Origin of the sequence: Methylobacterium terricola (assembly GCF_006151805.1) — a bacterium.
Taxonomy (GTDB): Bacteria; Pseudomonadota; Alphaproteobacteria; order Rhizobiales; family Beijerinckiaceae; genus Methylobacterium; species Methylobacterium terricola.
Genome location: NZ_VDDA01000003.1, coordinates 456,629 through 473,000, shown reverse-complemented (window position 1 = coordinate 473,000; position 16,372 = coordinate 456,629). Strand labels below are relative to the sequence as shown.

Genomic DNA, 16,372 nt, shown 5'->3' with positions numbered 1-16,372 from the left:
GGCGCCCGTGGGAAGAAGAATGGCCGGACTCCCAGCGCTTGATAATCAGGCTTGTTTGCGTTTCAATCATGCCGCCATGGAACAGATCGGCCTCGACCGCCTCACCGGCATCATCGCCTTCGCGCGCTCCGCCTCGCTCGGCAGCTACACGGCCGCCGCGCGCTCCCTCGGCATCTCGCCGTCCGCGGTCAGCAAGAGCGTGCAGCGGCTGGAGGAGCGGCTGGGCCTGAGCCTGTTCACCCGCACCACGCGCTCGCTGACCCTGACGCCGGAAGGTCGCGACCTGCATGAGCGTGCGCTGCGCCTCCTACGCGAGGCCGAGGAGATCGAGCAGGCTGCGGTGGCGGCGCGCTCCGAGCCTGCCGGCACCGTGAAGGTGACGGCGCCGCTCCCCATCGGCATGCACCTGCTTGCCCCGGCCCTGCCGCGGTTCCGCGAGCGCTACCCGCGTCTGTCTGTCGACCTACGCCTGGGCGACCGCTTCGCCGATATCATCGAGGAGGGCATCGATGTCGCGATCCGCGTGGGCGAACTCGCCGACTCCCGCCTGATCTCCCGGCGCCTCGCACCGCACTGGCTCTGCGCCTTCGCCTCGCCGGCCTACCTGGAGCGTCGCGGAACGCCGCGGCATCCGGATGATCTGGCCCACCACGACTGCGTGAACTTCCGCTTCCAGAGCACGGGCCAGGCCCTGCGCTGGCCGTTCCGGATCGGCGAGCGCACGGTCGAACTCACGCCGAACGCCGGCATCGTCACGGATTTCAGCGACGCCGTGGCGGCAATCCTGGTGGCCGGCGGCGGTATCGGCATCTCGCCAGTCTACATCGCGGCTCCCTACGTTGAGCGGGGCGTGTTGGTGCCGATCCTTCAGAAATTCGCCGTTGAGCGTTCCGTTATCACGGCACTGTGGCCGGAAAGCCGGCGCGGTAACCCGAACGTGAAAGCCTTCCTGGCTTTCCTCGAGGAAGTGTTTCCATCCCCCGCGCCCTGGGACAGGCTGCTCTCCGCAAGCGTTGGAGACGAGCGGGACGCCAGCTCCATGAGGGTGAGGCCCATGGCGAGTCACGGCAAGCGGACGTGATGGTCGCCTAAACGGCGTCCGCCTTCCGTCTTGGAGCAGACCGTCAAGGAGATCAGTCTGTTGTCCGAAAGCGGAGAACTCCGCCCCTCTACCGGGAAGCGGACCTTCTCGCTCCGACCCATACCGTTCGCAACGATTGGCATCGGCACCTCTCGAAGCCGCTACCCATCGACGATCTGAATTTCATCACACTCGAGAAGGCGAGCATCAACCGCAGGAATTCCGACCCTCAAAGATCCGGAAACTCTCTGGCCAGATGGTCGATGAGGGCGCGGACGGAGGGCGGTAGGCCACGGCGGGTCGTGAACACGAGATGGACGATGCCGTCCCGGCTCCGCCAGTCCCGGAAGACGCGAACAAGCTTTCCGGAGCTGATGTGCATAGCACAAACGTGATCGGGCAGGAAGGCAACACCGAGACCGTCTGCGGCGGCATCGCAGAGAACGGCGTAGTCGGCGCAGGTCAGCCGCGGCTCGTGACGCAGCACCTGCGCCGTCCCGTTCTCGCGCTCCAGCATCCAGGTGGTTTCGCCTGCATCGTCGCTCGTGCCCATGGTCGGGACGGAGGCAAGGTCGGCAGGGTCGGCGCTGAGGCCGCTCGCGACCTGCGGGCTGGCGACGAGGATCCAGCGGGAGCGTCCGAGCGACCGCATCGTGAGAGACGCATCGCTCGTCAGCTCGTGGCGGACGCGGAGCGCGACGTCGATCCGCTCCTCGATCAGATCGACGGCTCGATCCGTCACGACAAGTTGGAGCTGGACCTTCGGGAAGTGGTCGAGGAACTTGCGCATGATAGGGGATACCGCCTTCACGAGGTTCCGCGGGCAACTCATGCGGATGCGCCCGTGTGGTTCGGCTTGAGCTTCCGCGATCAGCGCCTCGGCCCGCTCCGCCTCCAGCATCATGGCGCGGCAGCGCTCGTAGAAGGTCTGCCCAACCTCGGTGACCCGGAAGCGCCGGCTAGAGCGCTCGATGAGCCGCACCCCGAGCCGAGCCTCCAGCGCCGAGACACGACGGCTCAGCTTCGATTTCGGTTCGCGAAGCGCTCGACCTGCAGCGGTGAAACCGCCATGGGCGACCACCTCGGCGAAAGTGACGTAGTCGTTGAGGTCTGGGCGCATCATCGTTCTCCAATTAGAACGCTACGTGCCACTTTCTCAGCCTGTTCGCATCATCGTCCCGAATGCATCTCTCTCGGCAGCGGCTCACACGCAGCCGAACTATGGAGAACGACGATGACGAAGCGGTTCGAGAACAAGGTGGTGGTGGTGACCGGTGCCACCAGCGGCATCGGTCTGGCCATAGCCGAGGCCTTCTCGCGGGAAGGCGCATCCGTGTTCATCACCGGTCGCCGGCAGGAGGCGCTCGACGCCGCCGCAAAGCGCATCGGCGGGCGCGTCATCGGCATCCAGGCTGACATGGCGCGGCTCGCCGACATCGACCGCCTCTACGATGCCGTCCAGCAGAAGCACGGTCAGATCGACGTCGTCGTCGCGAATGCCGGCGGCGGCGAGTTCGCGCCGCTCGGCGCCATCACTGAGGAGCACTTCGACACGACCTTCGACACCAACGTGAAGGGCACGCTGTTCACCGTCCAGAAGGCTCTCCCGCTTCTGAAAGATGGTGGTGCGGTCTTGCTGACGGGCTCGACCGCCGGCAGTGAAGGGACGCCGGCCTTCAGCGTCTACTCCGCCAGCAAGGCGGCGGTGCGCAACTTCGCACGCACCTGGATCCTGGACCTGAAGGAGCGCCGCATCCGCGTCAACGTCGTCAGCCCGGGTGCGACGCGCACCCCGGGCCTCGTTGGGCTGGCTGGCGAGGATGCACAGAAGCAGCAGGGTCTCCTCGACTACTTGGGCTCGCGCATTCCTCTCGGGCGGGTGGGTGAGCCCGAGGAGATCGCTAAGGCGGCGCTCTTCCTCGCGTCGGACGAGGCGAGCTTCGTCAACGGTGTCGAGTTCTTCGTTGACGGCGGTCAAGCCCAGATCTGAAGAGGAGACGCCGAAGTCAGCGCCGAAGCGTGATGGGCCCGGGGCTGACTGTCTGCTCCACGAGCGGTCTCTGCGCTTACGACCCTCGGGAGACCTGAGGCAATCAATGCGCGTGCAAATATCTCAGAAGTCGCGCTTGGATAGGCAGCGACGATGCTTCACGCGTCATGACCAGGATATTCAATGATGTCGAACAATGAAGAAATCATTCGCGAGCTCTATGCGTTTGCGGAGGCAAAGTCCAAGGATACCAAAAAATTTGTCTCCCTGTTCGCCGACGATGGCTACTTCTACGACGTCCCCGGCGGGCAGAAGTATCATGGGAATGATATAGGACTGCCCGTCGATGTTATGGCTTCAGCGTTCCCTGATATACATCGCGAGCTCTACACGTTCTACGTCAAGGACGATGTTGTCATCGTCGAACTCGCCCTGCAGGGCACCCACAAGGGCGACTTTCCCATGGCCGGCGGCGTGCTGACCCCGACCGGTCGGCGGATGGATGCGCCGTGCTGTGACGTGTTCCACCTGAAGGATGGCAAGATCACATCCTTCCACTGCTACAATCTTCCGTCAGTTATCCTTCAGCAGCTGGGCGTTCTTGGGAACCTTGAGGCTGCGCTCAAGCGCTGAATAGATCGCCTCTGGTGTCTAATCCAGCCATGTGAGAGCCTTCGATTCCGGATCGCTTAATGATCGCGTGCCGGCAGGTGACGGTCGCACCTGCCGGCATACTCTGGTGCTAGAGGTGAAGTCCCTGCGCGAGGCCGTGAGCCTGGTGAACGCCCCGCGCCGCTCCAGCAGCGGCGACGCCTCACCGGCCCTGGCGCTCCTGCTGCGCGCGGGCGGACGGGCCGGACGCCGTCGTCTCCGACGCCTCGCCCGACGGCGAGGCGCTGCGGCAGGCCCGCGCCGAGGTGAAGCAGGCGCTTGACGCCGCCCCCATGGTGCCGCCGCTCTTCGCCGACCCGGTCGCGCTGATCCGCGGCGACTCGCCCTGCCGGATCCACCCGCTCGTCGCCCAGTCCTGGACCCACCGCCTGCGCCGGCAGGTGGTGATCGGCGCCAATGCGGGGTTTCGCGAGGGCTTCGTCCACTTCGCCGCCCGTAGCGCTACGGTGCGCGAGAGCACCGCGATCGAGTGGCTGCCGTTCGAGCTGAACCCCGACATGCCGGCGGGCGGCATGGAGCGCGCCGACTACCGCGCCCGCAAGTTCGGGCCCGAGCGCAGCGCCCAGCTCGATGCGCAGATGGCCGAGTTCGGGCGCCATGAGGGTATCGACTTCGCCTTCGACAGGATGACGCGCACGCCGAGCACGCGGCGCGCCCACATGCTGATCGCGGCCGCCTCGCAGCACGGACGGGCCGACCCGGTCGTGGACGCCCTGTTCCGCGCCTATTTCGAGGAGGGCCGGGACGTCGGCGATCCCGACATCCTGCGCGAGATCGGCGTCGCCGCAGGGCTCGATCGAGCCGTCGTCGACGATGCGGCCGGCAACGAGCAGCCAAGACAGCTCGTCGAGGCCGTCGAGCGGCAGGCCGCTGAGATGCAGGTCGCGGGCGTGCTGTTCTTCATCGTCGACCGCAAGTGGGCGGTCTCGGGCGCGCAGCCGACCGCGCAGTGGCTCGCCGCCCTCGCGGCCGCTTAGATTTTGCCGCGACGCCTTCCGTCGGAGTTGTAACTTCGGCACGCCCCCTACGATCAGTGCGTCCGCTCGCGACGAGGGACTATCCTTCGGTCGCGTTTAGCCCTAGCCTTTGTGGCGCTCGCAGCGAGGTGAAGCCAACGACGATAGACATGGACCGCTCTGTCGTTCTGCGCCCGGTCGACGGCTGTCATCAATTATATCCCGACAGCAATTCATAACGTCTTGAGCGAGCGGCTGGATCTCGTCATCGAGCCGCACCGTCAGGGTCATCGGAGACCGTGCGTGGGATACGGCATCAAGCTTCACGTCTGGGGGGATCGCGCCTGCTTCACGCGACCGGAAATGAAGGTGGAGCGCGTCTCCTACGACGTCATGACGCCGTCCGCCGCCCGCGGCATCCTCGAATCCATTCTCTGGAAGCCGCAGATGCGCTGGATCGTCGACCGCATCCACGTGCTCAGGCCGATCCGCTTCCAGTCGCTGCGGCGGAACGAGGTCGAGGACAAGATGTCGTCGGCCCTCGCCGAACGCGCCATGCAGGCGGTTTCGACGGCGGGGCTCGGCCTCGTCGTCGAGGAGAAGCGCCAGCAGCGGGCCGCGACCCTGCTCACGAACGTCGCCTACGTCATCGAGGCGCGGTTCGCGCTCACCGACAAGGCCGGCCGCGACGACACGCCGGCCAAGTATGCGAGCATGTTCAACCGCCGTGCGGCGGCGGGCCAGTGCTTCCACCGGCCCTGCCTCGGCACGCGCGAGTTCCCGGCCGACTTCGCCTTGATCGCCGACGACGCCGCGCTGCCGGCGAGCACGCTGCCCGCCGAGCAGCGCGACCGCGACCTCGGCTGGATGCTCCACGACATCGTCGGGCCGGAGCGGGCGTCGCAGTTCTTCCGCGCCCGCCTCGCGGGCGGGGTGCTGGACGTGCAGGCGTGCCTCGCGGAGGGAACGGCGACGTGACCGTCCTGCAGGCTCTCGACCGTTACTACGACCGCATGGCGGCGCGAGGCGAAGCGGAGGCGCCGGGCTTCTCGCGCGAGAAGATCGGCTTCTGCCTGGTGCTCACGCCGGACGGCGCGGTCGCCGAGGTGATGGACCTGCGCGAGACGGTCGGCCGCAAGCGCCAGCCCCGACTCCTCGACGTTCCGGCAGCGGTCAAGCGGGCTTCGAACATCCTGCCGAACCGGCTGTGGGACAAAACCGCCTACGTCCTCGGCCGCACCGCCGGCCCGGGCCGCCGGACGGCCCAGGAGCACGCCGCCTTCAAGGCGCTGCACCGCGATCTGCTGGCTGGAGCGAACGACCCGGGCCTTCGGGCGCTCGCCCGCTTCCTCGAATCCTGGGACCCAGCCACCTTCGATGGCGCTCCATTCGAGCCGGAGATGCTCGACGCCAACTTGGTCTTCCGGCTGGCCGGCGAGCACGGCTACATCCACGATCGACCCGCGGCCCATCGCATCGTGACGGCGGGCCCGTCTGCGGACGCGACCGGCTCGATCTGCCTCGTCACAGGGCGGCCCGCGGCTCCCTTGCGGCTCCATCCGACCATCAAGGGCGTGGAGGGCGCGCAATCCTCCGGCGCCTCGCTCGTCTCGTTCAACCAGAATGCCTTCACGTCCTATGGCAAGGTGCAGGGCGACAACGCGCCAGTCTCGGCGGAAGCGGGCTTCCGCTACGGCGCGGCCCTCAACCGGATGCTCGACCGCGCAAGCCGCAACCGCCTGCGCCGTCCGCTCGGCGATGCCACGGTGGTGTTCTGGGCCGATACCTCGGCCACGGTCGACGAGGCGGCGGCGACGGCTGCGGAGGACACCTTCGCGGCGTGGTTTGATCCTGCCCCCGGCCCGGCCCCCGACCAGGACGCCGCCGAGGCCGCGCTGATTCGCGACGCCCTGGAGACCTTGGCCGCAGGCCGCCCGGTCGAGGCGGTGGCGCCAACGGTCGCGCCCGGCACCCGCTTCCATGTCCTCGGGCTTGCGCCCAACGCCGCGCGCCTCTCGGTGCGGTTCTGGCTGGAGGATTCCTTCGAGACCTTCGCGCGGCGCCTCGCGCATCACCACGCCGACCTCGCGCTCGCGCCCCGCCCCCGCGGCTGGGGCCGGCCGCCCGCCATCGGGCGCCTGCTCGTGAAGACGACGGCGCTCCAGGAGAAGTTCGACACCATCCCGCCCCTGCTCGCCGGCGAGGTCGCCCGGGCGGTGCTCGCCGGCACCCGCTACCCGCGCAGCTGGCTCGCCGCCGTCCTGGTGCGGCTGCGGGCGGGCGACGACCCCGCGACCGGCTGGCACGCCGCCGCCATCCGCGCCTGCCTGACGCGCGACCTGCGCCTCAACCGAGACCGAGGAGACATTCCGGTGAGCCTCGACAAGGACGATCCCAGCCCCGCCTACCAGCTCGGGCGCCTCTTCGCGGCGCTCGAAGCCGCGCAGCGCCTCGCCCTCGGCCGGGGGATCAACGCGACCATCCGCGACCGCTATTTCGGCGCGGCCTCGGCGACGCCGGCCAGCGTCTTCCCGCTGCTCCTGCGGGGCGCGCAGAACCACGTCGGGCGGCTGCGCAAGGACCGCAAGGATTACTGGATCGAGCGCGAGATCAGCGAGATCGTCGAGCGGCTGCCCTCCGCGCTGCCCCGCGCGCTGCGCCTGGAGGCGCAGGGGCGCTTCGCCATCGGCTACTACCACCAGCGCCAGGCGCAGTTCGCCGGCCGGCCGGCCCTCGCCGCAGCCGAGGACACCCAGGATAGCACGATCGAGGACAGCCAGGATGACGTCTGAGGCCGCCGGCGTGACTCGCCGCCACGAGTTCGTGCTGTTCTTCGACGTGCAGAACGGCAACCCGAACGGGGACCCCGATGCTGGCAACCTGCCGCGGCTCGATCCCGAGACCAACCAGGGCCTCGTCTCCGACGTCGCCCTCAAGCGCAAGATCCGCAACTACGTCGCGCTCGCCCGCCCCGACGCGCCGGGCCACGAGATCTACATGCGCGACGGCGCGACCCTGAACACAGAGCACCGGCGGGCCTGGACCGCCGTGATGCCGGAGGCCAAGCCCGAGGACCAGAAGAAGCTGCCGAAGGAGGCCAAGGCGCGCGAGCTGACGCGCTGGATGTGCGCCAACTTCTGGGACATCCGGGCTTTCGGGGCGGTGATGACCACCGGCGTCAATGCCGGCCAGGTGCGCGGGCCGGTGCAGCTCGCCTTCGCGCGCTCGGTCGAGCCGGTCCTGCCGCTCGAAATCGCCATCACCCGGCTCGCCGCCACCACGGAGGCCGACGCGGAGGCTAAGGGCGGGCGCACGATGGGCCGCAAGCACATCGTGCCCTACGGCCTCTACCGCGCCCACGGCTTCGTCTCGGCGCCGCTGGCCTCGCATCCGGTGAAGGGCACCGGGTTCTCGGACGACGACCTCGCGCTGCTGTTCGAGGCGCTCGGGCAGATGTTCGACCACGACCGCTCGGCCGCCCGCGGCGAGATGGCGACCCGCAAGCTCGTGATCTTCCGCCATGCCACGGCGCTCGGCAACGCGCCCGCCCACGCCCTGTTCGACCGGGTGCGGACCCTGCGGGTGCACAAGGGCGAGGCGCACGAGATCGGGGCGGACGCCACCGACAACTGGCCTCCCGCCCGCAGCTTCTCGGATTACCGCATCACGGTGGACCGGGAGGGGCTGCCGGCGGGGGTTGAGGTGATCGAGCCGTAGCGCGCAGGTCCGGAATGACGGCCCGACTGCTTTCCGCTGCCGCCGAGGACGGGCTGATCCCGCTCTCGGCGCTCCAGCACCACCTGTTCTGCCCACGCCAGAACGCGCTCATCCACGTCGAGCAGCTCTGGGCCGAGGATGCAGCGACGGCGGAGGGGCGCCTCCTGCACGAACGCGTCGATTCCGGCGAGGGCGAGGGCCGGCCGGGGTTGCGCATCGCGCGCGGCCTCGCGCTGCGCTCCTTCGCGCTTGGCGTGTCCGGCCGGGCCGACGCGGTGGAGTTCCGGGGGCGGCCGGCCCGTCCGGTCCCGGTGGAATACAAGCGCGGCAAGCCCAAGGCGCACCGGGCCGACGAGGTTCAGCTCTGCGCCCAGGCGATCTGCCTGGAGGAGATGTTCGATACGACGATCCCCGAGGGCGCTCTGTTCTACGGCCAGACGCGGCGTCGCGTGCGCGTCGCGTTCGACGAGGGGTTGCGCGCGCTCACCGCCGAGGTCGCGGCCGCGGCCCGCGCGATGATCGCCGGCGGGATGACTCCGGCACCGGCGCGCAAAGCCGCCTGCCGGCGCTGCTCGCTCGAGTCGCTGTGCAAACCGGACCGCCTGGAGAAGCCGCCCAGGATCGCCCGGTGGCTGGCGGCCCAGATCGCCGACTGAGGACGTCCATCATGCGCCGGATGCGCAACACGATCTACGTCACGAGCGAGGATGCCTGGCTGCGCAAGGACGGCGCCAACATCGTCGTGGAGGTCGAGGGCCACGAACGCGGACGCGCCCCGCTGCACATGATCGACGGAGTCGTGAGCTTCGGGCGGGCCGGTGCCTCGCCGTCCCTGCTGGCGGCCTGCGCCGAGGCGGGGATCACGGTCTCGCATCTCGACCCGAACGGCCGCTTCCTCGCCCGGGTCGAAGGCCCGCGCAGCGGCAACGTGCTGCTGCGCCGCGCGCAGTATCGCGTCGCCGACGATGCGCCACGCGCGGTCGTCATCGTGCGCGGCATCGTCACCGCCAAGACCGCGAATCAACGGGCCGTGCTGAGGCGGGCCCTGCGCGACCATGGCGAGCGCCTGGGTCCGGAGGCCGTCGCGAGCCTGTCGGTGGCGGAGGCCCGCCTGACCGACATTGCGCGTCGTTCGCTCGTAGTGGGCGACGTCGAGGGCCTGCGCGGCCTCGAGGGCGAGGCGGCCGCCCACTATTTCGGCGTCTTCCGGCACCTGATTCGCGTCGAGGACGCGGCCTTCGTGTTCGGCGGGCGCTCCCGGCGGCCGCCCCTCGACCGGGTCAACGCCCTCTTGTCGTTCCTCTACGCGCTGCTCGGCCACGATTGCCGGTCGGCACTGGAGGCGCACGGCCTCGACCCGCAGGTCGGATACCTGCACGCCGACCGCCCCGGCCGCGCCAGCCTCGCCCTCGACCTGATGGAGGAGCTGCGCCCGGTCCAGGCCGACCGGCTCGCCCTTAGCCTCGTCAACCGGCGGCAGCTTGGCGCGGAGGATTTCACCGTCGAGGAGGCGGGCGGCGTGCGCCTCACCGACGCAGGCCGCAAGCGCGTCCTCGTCGCCTGGCAGGAGCGCAAGCGCGAGGAGTTGCGTCACCCCTTCCTCGATGAGACGATGCCGCTCGGCCTCGTCTGCCACGCCCAGGCGCAGATGCTGGCCCGTCACCTGCGCGGCGATCTCGACGGCTACCCGGCCTTCGTCTGGAAGTAAGGCTGCGCCATGCTGATGCTTGTGGCCTACGACGTGAATACGGAATCCGCCACAGGCCGTCGGCGGCTGCGCCGCGTCGCTCGAGCCTGTCTCGATCACGGCCAGCGGGTGCAGAACTCGGTGTTCGAGTGCGAGGTCGAGCCTGCCCAGTGGACGGCTTTGCGCGCTCGCCTCATCGCCGAGATCGATCCGCAGCAAGACTCGCTCCGCTTCTACCGCCTGGGTTCCGACGCGCGCGGCCGGATCGAGCATGTCGGGGCCAAGGCGGTCCTCGATCTGGACAGACCGCTGCTCTTCTAGCGGCATGCGCGAACCTCGAGCGGACGGCATTCCCTTCAGGCGTTCGCGCGATGCACAACCCGTTGCGGTGATACGCTTTTCGATGCAGTGCCGAATCCCAACGGGTCCTGGAAGGACTGCAGCCGCGGACGTTCGCGCAAGCGCGTTATATGTCGTTTTTTGTGCAAGTGGTTAGGATGCGGCCGTCGCCCTCTCACGGGGGCGCGGATCGAAACAGGTCGACCACGTCGTGCCGGACGCGATCGGCAGGTCGCCCTCTCACGGGGGCGCGGATCGAAACAACATCGACCTCATCATGGCCGATGTGCCCGACGGGTCGCCCTCTCACGGGGCGCGGATCGAAACGATATCGCCGCACCCACAGACGCACAGGTGCGGCGTTACGCGATGATGTTGTCCTCCGGAGCGCGGTAGGCGTCGTCCTCCAGCCTCAGACCGGTCTGCGGATCGTAAAACGCCATGTCGTCGAGGCGCAGCAGCGCGCCCTCGAGCATGGGGTGGACGGGCCGCAGGCGTCCGAGAGCCAGCCATCTCGCGCGCAGCGTCGGAGGAACGGGCACGACGTAGCCTTGAAGGCGGCGTAGGTCGTCGCCGAGGGGGCGGTCCATCGCGGTGATCCGCGCGAGCAGCGCCTCCGCCCGGCCGTCGTCAGGCTCGGCCCGCCACGGAACGATGACGGGCTCCATCGTGTCGTCGATGAAGCGGAACGCCCGGGCGATGCGCGCGAAGGGGAACGCGTGCGTCTTCGCCCGCTCGGCAATGGCGGGAAGGATCGGCCAGGTCTCATTGTCGAGCCGGGGGGCGTCGAAGGCGTGCTCGCCCTTTCGCCAGTAGAGTTCTCCGAAGTATGCCCGGATGGCGTCCGGGGCAAGCGGATCGCGTCGTGTCCGCAAGACCTCTTCGGCGGCGCGACGGAACGCCTCGAGCGCGCGGGGCGGCGGTGCGTCGGCCGGCTCGAACACCACGACGCGTCCGGCGCCCGGCAGAGCGCCTTCGCGGTTGCACCGGCCCGCGGCCTGCGCCACCGCGTCGAGGCCGGTAGTGGCGCGCCAGACCTCCGGCAGGTCGATGTCGACGCCCGCTTCGATCAGCGAGGTGCTGACGATCCGCACGGATGCTCCGTCGCGCAGTCCCGCCCGGGCGGCATCGAGCACGGTTCTGCGGTGGTGCGGGCACATGAGAGTGCTGAGGTGGACGGCACCCGGCAGGTGCGCGATCCGGTCGAAGAGGGCCTTGGCGTGTCGACGGCTGTTGACGATGCAGAGCATCCGCGGCGCCTCGGCGAAGCGCTGCGCCACCGTCTCGTCGGTAGTCGGGCCGTCGCGCCGCTCGACCGCGACACGCCGCAGCGCCCGGTAGAGCTGGGGCGGATCGGGGGCGAGCTCGCGGGCGTCGTCGACCGGCAGCCCGCCCTCGAAGCCGTCGACCTGGCGCAGGGCGGGCTGCGTGGCCGTGCAGAGCACGACGCTGGCGCCGTAGTTGCGGGTCAGCTCCTCGATCGCGGCCAGGCAGGGCCTCAGCAGCGGCAGGGGCATCGCCTGCGCTTCATCGAGGACGATGACACTGTCGGCGAGGTTGTGCAGCTTGCGGCAACGAGACGTGCGGTTCGCGAACAGGCTCTCGAAGAGCTGCACCGCCGTGGTCACGACGACGGGCGCGTCCCAGTTCTCGGCGGCGCGGCGCAGCCGGGAGACCGGGTCGAGGCCGATCCCGTCGTCAACGGCCCGGGCCGCGGCGGCCTGCCAGTCGAAGGTGGCGTGGTGCTCGAGGATTCCGGCGTCGTCCCCGAGAGCGGTGCGGAACACCGCGGCGGTCTGCTCGATGATCGCGGTGAACGGTGCCACGTGGACGATCCGGCGCAGGCCGTGCCGCGCGGCGTGGTCGAGGGCAAAGGAGAGGGAGGCCAGCGTCTTGCCGCCGCCCGTCGGGACCGTGAGGGTGAAGAGGCCTGGGGCCAAGGCGGCCCGCTCGCGCACGGACGCGAGCACCTTGGCCCGCACCGAGTTTACCAGACCGGGGCGGGCCTTCGCCGACAGCTCGTCCATATGGGTGCGAAGTCGTGCCTGGAGAACGGCGATCCCGGGGCAGCCTCCGCGGGGGACCGGCCGAGCGCCGGCGTAGAAGCGCTCGGTCTCCAGGAAGTCGGCATCGACCAAGCAGGAGAAAAGCATCCGCGTGAGGAACGCGTCGGTGAAGCCAGGCAGCGCGCTCCGAGCGAAGCGTCGCTTCGGTCCCAGCCTCCCCATCGGCGGAAGTGCCGCGGCGTGGCTCTGCCAGCCCTCGAAGCCGGGGATGCTGGTCTGGCGCGGATCGAGCCGCCGATCGATGCCGTCGCCGTCGTCGAGACCCGCATGATGACCCGCGACGATGACGGCGAGCATCCGCCCGACCGCGCCGGGATACTCGGCCACCGCCACGCGGGCGCCCGCCGTCGAGTGGTCGCAGCTTGAGGCAAGGCCGTGCAGGTAGGACTGGAACGTCTCCGAGGCCTTGCCAACATCGTGGAGCGTGCCGGCCAGCCGCGCCAACTCACCCCAGCCGAAGGCATCGGCGAAGCGTGCAGCGGCGTCGCCCACCTGGGCGAGATGATCGGCCAGAGGCTCCCATTGCGTGATCGCATGGCCCGGCACCGAGTGAGCGTAGACCCCGTTCATGCCTGCTCCTCACACCTCGCGGACCACTACGAAAGCGACGCCAGACCAGCACAGGCACGACCGGCGCACCAGCGGCACGCGGCGTCAGCCGCGCCGCACGCCGTCCGCATCCGAGGCGCAATCCCAGCTTCCCACCAGCTCGGCCTCCCCTCCCCCGGCGCACCCGACACGCTTCGACCGCGTGACCTTTGCCGCAGGAGCCTTCGCCCGGATCCCCTTGAGCGGACGCGCGATCCCTTTCCCTGTTGCGCTCCGGGCGGAGCCGGGCTACAGAGGCTTCGCGGTCAGCACCCGTAGCTCAGCTGGATAGAGCGTTGCCCTCCGAAGGCAAAGGTCACACGTTCGAATCGTGTCGGGTGCGCCAATTTTTCCAATGACTTAGCTGGTTCAGCGTCACCCTCGGGGTGAGTGGGTGTCACCACGGTGTCACCAGATCCGCGAACCGGCACACGCTCCGAGAAGTTGCTGCCACCTGGATGGCGAAGCACGAATCGTCGAGCACCTTCCGCAGCTGCCGACGTGACAGGGGCCCGCAGCGCTCCGCTACCGGCCCCTCCCCTCGCGAACCACGGATCTGCCTACCATGCCGATCAAGGCGCTCAACGACCGCAAGAAGCTTTCGTCCGACTTCAACGAGGCCAACGACGCCTTCATCGACGCGGTGCTCGGCGCGCTCCAGGCCGGCGAGATCCCCCTCGATCTGGCCCGCGCCTACCTCGCCCATCCGGTCGCGATGATGCATGCGAGCGGCGCGCAGGCCGTAGCCGACTATTTCGACCGGATCCTGTCGCAGAAGCCGAAGATCGACTGGACGCCGGGCGGCTAGATAGACCGACGGACAGTCCTAGGCTACGAGTCGGATGCGTACCGGCAATCCGGCGCGCGGGCGGAGCACCGCAAGGCAAGGACTTTCTGTCATGAGAATGGCGTCCTTCGCGTTTGTCTTCCTCATTTCGACCACCGGTGCCGCCCTTTCCCAGGCCGGACCGGCAGAACGTCCGGTGCTCGACTGCACCGAGTTTTCGAGAACGACGGACGAGGCTGCGCTGGCGAAGCGCTTCGGCAAGGAGAACGTCGTCCGTGGCAAGCTCGACGGCGCCGAGGGTGAGACCGTACCGGGCACCATCGTCTATCCGAGGGATCCCGCTCGCCGCCTCGAGATCAGCTGGTGGGACACCGCCAAGCGACGAGGCCTTGCCGACATCACGGTGAAGGGCAAGTCGGAGTGGCTGGTGCGCACGCCCGGCACGGCGCAGTCGACGCTCGGGCTGCGGGCAAGCCTCGACCTCGTCGAGAAGGCAAACGAGAAGCCGTTTCAGCTCAATGGTTTCGGCTGGGACTACGGCGGCTACGGAATGGGCTGGAAGGGCGGCAGGCTCGATCATCCGACGGGGGGATGCAGCCTCTCGGTTCGCTTCAATCCGGATCCTGCCGTGACAGGGAAAGCGCTCGACAGGGCCTCGGGCGACAAGGAGTTCGGCTCGTCCGATCCTGTCGTCAGGGCCGTGAAGCCATACGTGTCGTCGATCACGCTGGGCTGGCCGGAAAAGTAGGCGTTGGCCCGCAAGGCGTGCCACCCTGCGCTCCAGCATGACGCGGCACCGTGTCCGAGCGGACAGCCGCTGATCGCCTGCGCTCGGCCGGCGAATACGTGAGGTTTCAGCGTCCGCCGGTTCCAACCACCCCATGTCGCCCGGCGGCCACCGCCCGACCCGCATTGCGGCGTCCCTGCCGCTCATCCAGCCCCCCCACACCGCACCCCGACCACAGCCTTGCCGAACCGCCCGGCAATCACCCCTGCGCTGAGCGGCGAGGTGCCACCGGCCGATGCCGTCGGGGCGTCTGCGCCCAGGACGGCGCGGAGCGCGTCCGCGCCGACGAGCGGGTGGATGAGCGGCGGCAGCACGCCGGCGACGAGGCGGGGTTTCGCGGGCAGGCGGGCGACGAGGCCGACGAGGCGGCCGGAGCGGTCGAGGATGGGGGCGCCGGCGGCGCCGGGCTGGAGCGGGGCGAGCACGCCGCCCGGGGCGAGGTCGCCGGGCGTCACGCTCGGGCCGTCCGCGCCCACCGCGAGCACGAGGACGGCCTCGCCGGGGCTGGGGGCAGGCGCGAGGACGGGCGGAATCCCCGGGGGGGTGGCGGCGTCGAGGAGCGCGAGGCCGCTGGCCTCGTCGCGCCGCAGGATCCGGGCCGGCGCGCCGCCGGCCAGCGGGCCCGGGCAGGCGGCGGGCAGCACCGCGACGATCCGGCGGGGGCCGACGGCGAGGCCGGTGCCGCCCACCGGCTCGCCGGCGGGCGGGCCGATGACCGGGGATGCCGGGACCGCCGCCGCCACGGCCGGGCGCGGCGGCGGCGTCGGGGTCTCGTCCGGGAAGGGCACGAAGCTGTTGGCGATGGCGATCACCAGCCGGTCCATCTCCCGGGAGGAGGCCTTGTCGTAGGACAGGCTGAAGCCGCGCAGGCCCGAGGGACCAGCGGCGTCGCGGATGTAGAACTTGCCCGCCGGGGTCTCGCCGGTGACGACCGTGAAGTCGGGACGCTTGAGGGTGTAGGTCACCTTGCGCTCCGGCGTCGCCGCGGCGCTCTGCGCGAACAGGCCGTCGAGATCGATGCTGCCGGGGGCGAAGGCCCGCGTGTCGAGGGTGATGCGCCCGTCCGGGCTCTGCCAGCGGCTGCCGGCGGGCAGGCGGGTGCGCTTCGGCAGCAGCCGCTCGGGGATGCCGATGACCAGGCCGGTGGCGGGATCGGCCGCGATCGTGAACCGGGCCGCCCGGCGCGCCGCCTCCCCGGCCGCCAGCAGGGCGGCGCGGGCGGGCTCGTCCAGAATGCCGGTGGCCTTGATCCCGGCATCCCGGGCCTGCCAGGCGCCGATCGCCTCGTAGGTGCGCCGGCCGAAGGCCCCGGTGACGACGCTGTTGTAGCTGCCCGCCCAGACCAGGGCGTCCTGCACCGCCCGTCGCTCCGCCTCCGGCCGGGCCTCGAAGGCGGCCCGCGCCGCCTCGAAGGCCGGGTCCGGCGCGGTCGGACCGGCCGGCCGCGGGCCTGCCGGCCTCGTGCCGGGCGGTCCGGCCGGAGCGGTTCCCTGGGCGGCGGCCCCGCCCGCGGCGAGGCCGCAGGCGAGGAACGGCAGAAGGCCGGCGGCGAGCAGGCGGGTGGGACGCGGCATCGGGCTCTCCCCGGAGACGGGCGCCGGAAGAAGGGCGCCGGATCTGGCGGACGTCGAAGGCCGGCCGAGCTTGCAACAGCCGCCGCCGGACTTCCAGGGTCCGATCCCGGAAGGCCGGCAGCCGGATC

15 protein-coding genes and 1 tRNA gene are annotated in these 16,372 nt (G+C 69.9%); 13 read left to right on the top strand and 3 right to left on the bottom strand.

Features of this window, described 5'->3' with window-relative positions; all coding sequences use genetic code 11:
- The first annotated feature begins 76 nt into the window (after positions 1 to 76).
- A complete protein-coding gene (locus tag FF100_RS09535; protein ID WP_205824827.1) occupies positions 77 to 1,081 on the top strand; it encodes a LysR family transcriptional regulator in 1,005 nt (334 codons plus the stop codon).
- 229 nt (positions 1,082 to 1,310) lie between these two features.
- Here the strand turns inward: FF100_RS09535 and FF100_RS09530 are convergent, their stop codons facing one another.
- Positions 1,311 to 2,204 carry a LysR substrate-binding domain-containing protein gene (locus tag FF100_RS09530; protein WP_139035445.1) on the bottom strand — a complete coding sequence of 298 codons (894 nt, stop codon included), beginning with the start codon at positions 2,202 to 2,204 and terminating at the stop codon, positions 1,311 to 1,313.
- A 111-nt stretch (positions 2,205 to 2,315) separates the two neighbouring features.
- Here FF100_RS09530 and FF100_RS09525 point away from each other — a divergent pair, with 111 nt between their 5' ends.
- The 9 genes from FF100_RS09525 to cas2 all read left to right on the top strand — a co-directional run bounded on the left by FF100_RS09525 (position 2,316) and on the right by cas2 (position 10,424).
- Positions 2,316 to 3,071, top strand: a complete 756-nt coding sequence (locus FF100_RS09525) for an SDR family NAD(P)-dependent oxidoreductase (protein WP_139035443.1) — start codon at positions 2,316 to 2,318, stop codon at positions 3,069 to 3,071.
- Between the two features lie 183 nt (positions 3,072 to 3,254).
- Complete coding sequence (locus FF100_RS09520) at positions 3,255 to 3,704, top strand: nuclear transport factor 2 family protein (RefSeq protein ID WP_246101988.1); 450 nt, start codon at positions 3,255 to 3,257, stop codon at positions 3,702 to 3,704.
- A gap of 284 nt (positions 3,705 to 3,988) precedes the next feature.
- Positions 3,989 to 4,720 carry a DsbA family oxidoreductase gene (locus FF100_RS09515; protein ID WP_246101987.1) on the top strand — a complete coding sequence of 244 codons (732 nt, stop codon included), beginning with the start codon at positions 3,989 to 3,991 and terminating at the stop codon, positions 4,718 to 4,720.
- A 282-nt stretch (positions 4,721 to 5,002) separates the two neighbouring features.
- A complete protein-coding gene (cas5c, locus tag FF100_RS09510) occupies positions 5,003 to 5,677 on the top strand; it encodes a type I-C CRISPR-associated protein Cas5c (protein WP_139035440.1) in 675 nt (224 codons plus the stop codon).
- A complete protein-coding gene (cas8c, locus tag FF100_RS09505; protein WP_139035438.1) occupies positions 5,674 to 7,491 on the top strand; it encodes a type I-C CRISPR-associated protein Cas8c/Csd1 in 1,818 nt (605 codons plus the stop codon). Before cas5c ends, cas8c begins: the two co-directional genes overlap by 4 nt.
- Positions 7,481 to 8,416, top strand: a complete 936-nt coding sequence (gene cas7c / locus FF100_RS09500; protein ID WP_139035436.1) for a type I-C CRISPR-associated protein Cas7/Csd2 — start codon at positions 7,481 to 7,483, stop codon at positions 8,414 to 8,416. Before cas8c ends, cas7c begins: the two co-directional genes overlap by 11 nt.
- A gap of 14 nt (positions 8,417 to 8,430) precedes the next feature.
- The gene (gene cas4, locus FF100_RS09495) at positions 8,431 to 9,072 is read left to right on the top strand and encodes a CRISPR-associated protein Cas4 (RefSeq protein ID WP_139035434.1); all 642 of its coding nucleotides are present in this window, start codon (positions 8,431 to 8,433) and stop codon (positions 9,070 to 9,072) included.
- A gap of 11 nt (positions 9,073 to 9,083) precedes the next feature.
- Positions 9,084 to 10,124, top strand: coding sequence for a type I-C CRISPR-associated endonuclease Cas1c (gene cas1c / locus FF100_RS09490; protein ID WP_139035432.1), 1,041 nt, complete (start codon positions 9,084 to 9,086; stop codon positions 10,122 to 10,124).
- A gap of 9 nt (positions 10,125 to 10,133) precedes the next feature.
- A complete protein-coding gene (gene cas2 / locus FF100_RS09485) occupies positions 10,134 to 10,424 on the top strand; it encodes a CRISPR-associated endonuclease Cas2 (RefSeq protein WP_139035430.1) in 291 nt (96 codons plus the stop codon).
- Positions 10,425 to 10,804: 380 nt separating this feature from the next.
- Here cas2 and FF100_RS09480 read toward each other — a convergent pair whose 3' ends face one another.
- Entirely contained in the window at positions 10,805 to 13,078 is a 2,274-nt protein-coding gene (locus tag FF100_RS09480; protein WP_139035428.1) for a CRISPR-associated endonuclease Cas3'', read from the bottom strand.
- 287 nt (positions 13,079 to 13,365) lie between these two features.
- Between FF100_RS09480 and FF100_RS09475 the strand changes: the two genes are divergently transcribed.
- The 3 genes from FF100_RS09475 to FF100_RS09465 all read left to right on the top strand — a co-directional run bounded on the left by FF100_RS09475 (position 13,366) and on the right by FF100_RS09465 (position 14,631).
- Positions 13,366 to 13,442, top strand: a tRNA-Arg gene (locus FF100_RS09475).
- Positions 13,443 to 13,661: 219 nt separating this feature from the next.
- Positions 13,662 to 13,904 carry a hypothetical protein gene (locus FF100_RS09470; RefSeq protein ID WP_139035426.1) on the top strand — a complete coding sequence of 81 codons (243 nt, stop codon included), beginning with the start codon at positions 13,662 to 13,664 and terminating at the stop codon, positions 13,902 to 13,904.
- A 91-nt stretch (positions 13,905 to 13,995) separates the two neighbouring features.
- Positions 13,996 to 14,631 (top strand): hypothetical protein, encoded by a 636-nt coding sequence (locus tag FF100_RS09465; RefSeq protein ID WP_205824816.1) that lies wholly within the window; start codon positions 13,996 to 13,998, stop codon positions 14,629 to 14,631.
- 182 nt (positions 14,632 to 14,813) lie between these two features.
- Here the strand turns inward: FF100_RS09465 and FF100_RS09460 are convergent, their stop codons facing one another.
- Entirely contained in the window at positions 14,814 to 16,244 is a 1,431-nt protein-coding gene (locus FF100_RS09460; protein WP_139035423.1) for a peptidoglycan-binding protein, read from the bottom strand.
- Positions 16,245 to 16,372 lie beyond the last annotated feature (128 nt).